The following is a 3,289-nucleotide window of genomic DNA, read 5'->3' on the forward strand; positions in this document are numbered from 1 at the left end:
CTGTCGCTCCAGTGCCTGTCAACATCCCACCGGACTTCTGATCAAACTGTCCGAACCCGTTGATTTTGATTCTGTGGATAAACAACCGGTCGATCTGGTGTTCGCACTCATTGTTCCGGAAGAAAATACACAGGAGCATCTCAATATACTGCAGGCTGTGGCTGAACGCTTTCAATCAGAAATATTGCTGAGCCAGATGCGAGCAGCAAAAAACCCCAAAGCGCTGTATAACATCATCTGCAGCCCTGTTTAACAGGTAAATAAAAAACATTTTGCATGCCCATCTGGAAACGGAGGCGGGCAAAATGTTTTTTGGCCTGCAAGAACCCTGTTGACTTCCTTCACTATCGTGACTTGAAACCTATTTATCCTTCAAAAATGCATGGATAGAAATATCCGGACTATGCTTGAAATAAAAGAAAGCGACTGGTTCTAATCTCATTGGGTTTTGATAGACTTGCCCCACTCGGAATCAGGTGAGAAGCCTGTTTGCACAGTCAAACAATCGGGAAGGACACTCCATGAAGTTGGTCATCATCAGCGGACGTTCAGGCTCTGGCAAAAGTTCCGCGCTTCACGCCCTTGAAGATGAAGGCTTTTACTGTGTAGACAACTTGCCTGCCAGCATGTTGAACGAATTGCCGACCAATCTCAAAAGCAATCTGCTCGAACCTCACCGCATGGCTGTCAGTTTGGATGTTCGTAATGTACCCGGCGCTCTGGAACGCTTTCCGGCATTGTTGGAAAAGTTGAAAAAACAGGAGGTTGAGTGTCAGGTCATCTTTCTGGACGCAGACAGCGACACCCTGATGAAGCGGTACAGCTCGACACGCCGTCGCCACCCTCTCAGCAATGATGAGCGTTCTCTGAAAGAAGCGATCAATCTGGAAAAGAAACTGCTGGCTCCTCTGGCTGAAGAAGCCGACATAAGGCTGGACACTTCACCACTGTCTGTCCATGAAATCAGAGAACAAATAAGACAGCGAATATGCGGCGCCACGAGCAAGAGTATGACGCTGATGATCCAGTCGTTTGGCTTCAAGCACGGCATGCCGATTGATGCTGACTTTGTTTTTGATGTTCGCTGTTTACCTAATCCTTTCTGGATTGAAGCGTTAAGATCTTACACAGGCCAAGATAAGCCCGTTAAAGATTTTCTGGCGGCTGAACCCATGGTAAATGAGATGTTTGAAGATCTCTGCAGATTCGTGGAAAAATGGTTACCGAGGTTCGAATCCGGACAGCGCAGTTATATGACGATTGCAATCGGGTGTACCGGCGGGCAGCACCGCTCCGTATTTATCAGTGAAAAACTGAGCGAGTGGCTCAAGGAACGTTTTGACTGTGTTCAGGTCAGACATCGGGAGCTTTCAAAATAATGATCCAGAAGCAGATCACCATTATTAATAAACTCGGTCTCCATGCACGGGCAGCATCTAAATTTGTTTCCACAACTTCGGCTTTCACCAGTCAGGTGAAAGTGGGCTTCGACGGCCGTGAAGTGGATGGAAAAAGTATCATGGCCGTCATGATGCTGGCGGCAGGAAAAGGCTCTGTCCTTGATTTAACATTTGAAGGCCATGATGAAGAAGAGGCCTGTACAGCGTTGTGCAATCTGATCAATGATTTTTTTGAAGAGGGTGAATAATCATCCTTTTCACCATTAAATCTCTGTTTATACTGGTATCACAAATTGCCTCGCTTGAAAGCGAAAGCTTGTCAGGCACAAAGCAAACGAACAATGACATGCGAAATGACTGAGCCTGACAATCAGACTGGATAGTTGTAGAACAGAAAGTCAACACTCAGTCATTTCTGCCAAAAAAGCCGGGCACGCATCTATGGTACAACAGCTACAACTGAGTATCGGAGACAAGGCATTTCAGGAACTCAACGAGGCCCTTGAACACGGCGTTTCTCCCGAACTCAGGCGTATGCTGAATGGTCTTCCGGCTCCGGATGCGGCTCACTTGCTCGAATCGTCCCCCCCCAAACTTCGCAGCCTTCTCTGGCGCCTGATTGATCGAGAGATGGAAGGCGACGTATTACAGGAACTGAGTGACGAAGTCCGACAGTTTTTCCTGGACAGGATGAACGTGGCAGAGCTGAAAGTGATTACCGAAGGTCAGGACGTGGATGACATAGCAGACCTCCTGCAACAACTGCCCGACACCATCACCCGAAAAGTACTGGATTCCATGGACAGTCAGGATCGGCAAAGGGTAGAAGCCGTCCTCTCTTATCCGGAAGACACAGCCGGCGGACTGATGAATACCGATGTCATCACCATTCGGCCCAGCAGCACTCTCGATGTTGTGCTCCGTTACCTCAGGCGTCATAAGGATATTCCGGAAATGACTGACAGCCTGTTTGTCGTCAACCGCAGAGACGAATACATAGGGGCACTACCCCTGTCAGTACTCCTGACCACAGCCCCTTCAGCCACAGTATTTGAAGTAATGCAGACCGATCTGCAACCCATCGCTGCCAATATGGAAGACAGCCAGGTGGCTCAATTGTTTGAACGGCAGGATCTGGTGTCAGCACCGGTGGTGTCTGAGCAGGGACAGCTACTGGGCCGTATTACGATTGACGACGTGGTGGATGTTATCCGGGAAGAGGCCGAACACTCCATGATGAGCATGGCAGGTCTGGATGACGATGAAGATACCTTTGCCCCCGCACTGAAAACGGCCCGTCGGCGCGCTGTCTGGCTGGGCATCAACCTGATAACAGCCTTTATTGCCGCCTCTGTTATTGGCATGTTTCAGGCCACCATCGATAAGGTCGTTGCACTGGCTGTCCTGATGCCAATTGTTGCAGGAATGGGCGGCAATGCTGGCGGACAGGCTCTGACTCTGGTGATTCGGGGCATGGCGCTGGGTCAGATCAGTAGAACCAACCTGCGGTGGCTACTCAGTCGCGAACTAATGGCAGGATTTCTCAATGGTATTCTCTGGGCCGCTCTGGTTTCCCTGATCGCTTATTTATGGTTCCATGACCCCATCATTGCTCTGGTGATCGCCTGTGCCATGATCATCAATCTCAGTACTGCCGTCATCGTCGGTGCCAGCCTTCCCGTTATTCTCAAATCCATAAATATTGACCCTGCACTGGCTGGCACCATAATACTGACGACAGTATCGGATGTCGTTGGCTTTCTCTCCTTTCTGGGACTGGCTACCTTGTTTTATAGTTAACATTCCAGACTGTTGGATAGCAGACTGCACCGTAGTAGCCTGATCAGCTACTTATTTATTCACCTGTCCTGTTTGCGGCAGAAGTGGCC

General features: G+C 49.3%; 4 protein-coding genes. All 4 read left to right on the top strand.

Annotated elements, in window-relative coordinates; all coding sequences use genetic code 11:
• On the top strand, nt 1-253 hold a 253-nt coding region (locus KDK17_RS16755; protein WP_257288595.1), incomplete at its 5' end, for a PTS sugar transporter subunit IIA.
• Between the two features lie 268 nt (nt 254-521).
• On the top strand, nt 522-1,379 hold the full coding sequence (rapZ, locus tag KDK17_RS16760; protein ID WP_257253916.1) for an RNase adapter RapZ: 858 nt from the start codon (nt 522-524) through the stop codon (nt 1,377-1,379).
• A complete protein-coding gene (locus KDK17_RS16765; protein ID WP_257253913.1) occupies nt 1,379-1,648 on the top strand; it encodes an HPr family phosphocarrier protein in 270 nt (89 codons plus the stop codon). The genes rapZ and KDK17_RS16765 overlap by 1 nt, the downstream gene beginning before the upstream one ends.
• 193 nt (nt 1,649-1,841) lie before the next feature.
• The gene (mgtE, locus tag KDK17_RS16770; protein ID WP_257253912.1) at nt 1,842-3,200 is read left to right on the top strand and encodes a magnesium transporter; all 1,359 of its coding nucleotides are present in this window, start codon (nt 1,842-1,844) and stop codon (nt 3,198-3,200) included.
• Nucleotides 3,201-3,289: the final 89 nt, after the last annotated feature.

The organism is Endozoicomonas sp. SESOKO2, from assembly GCF_024606245.1.
Classification (GTDB): domain Bacteria; phylum Pseudomonadota; class Gammaproteobacteria; order Pseudomonadales; family Endozoicomonadaceae; genus Endozoicomonas_A.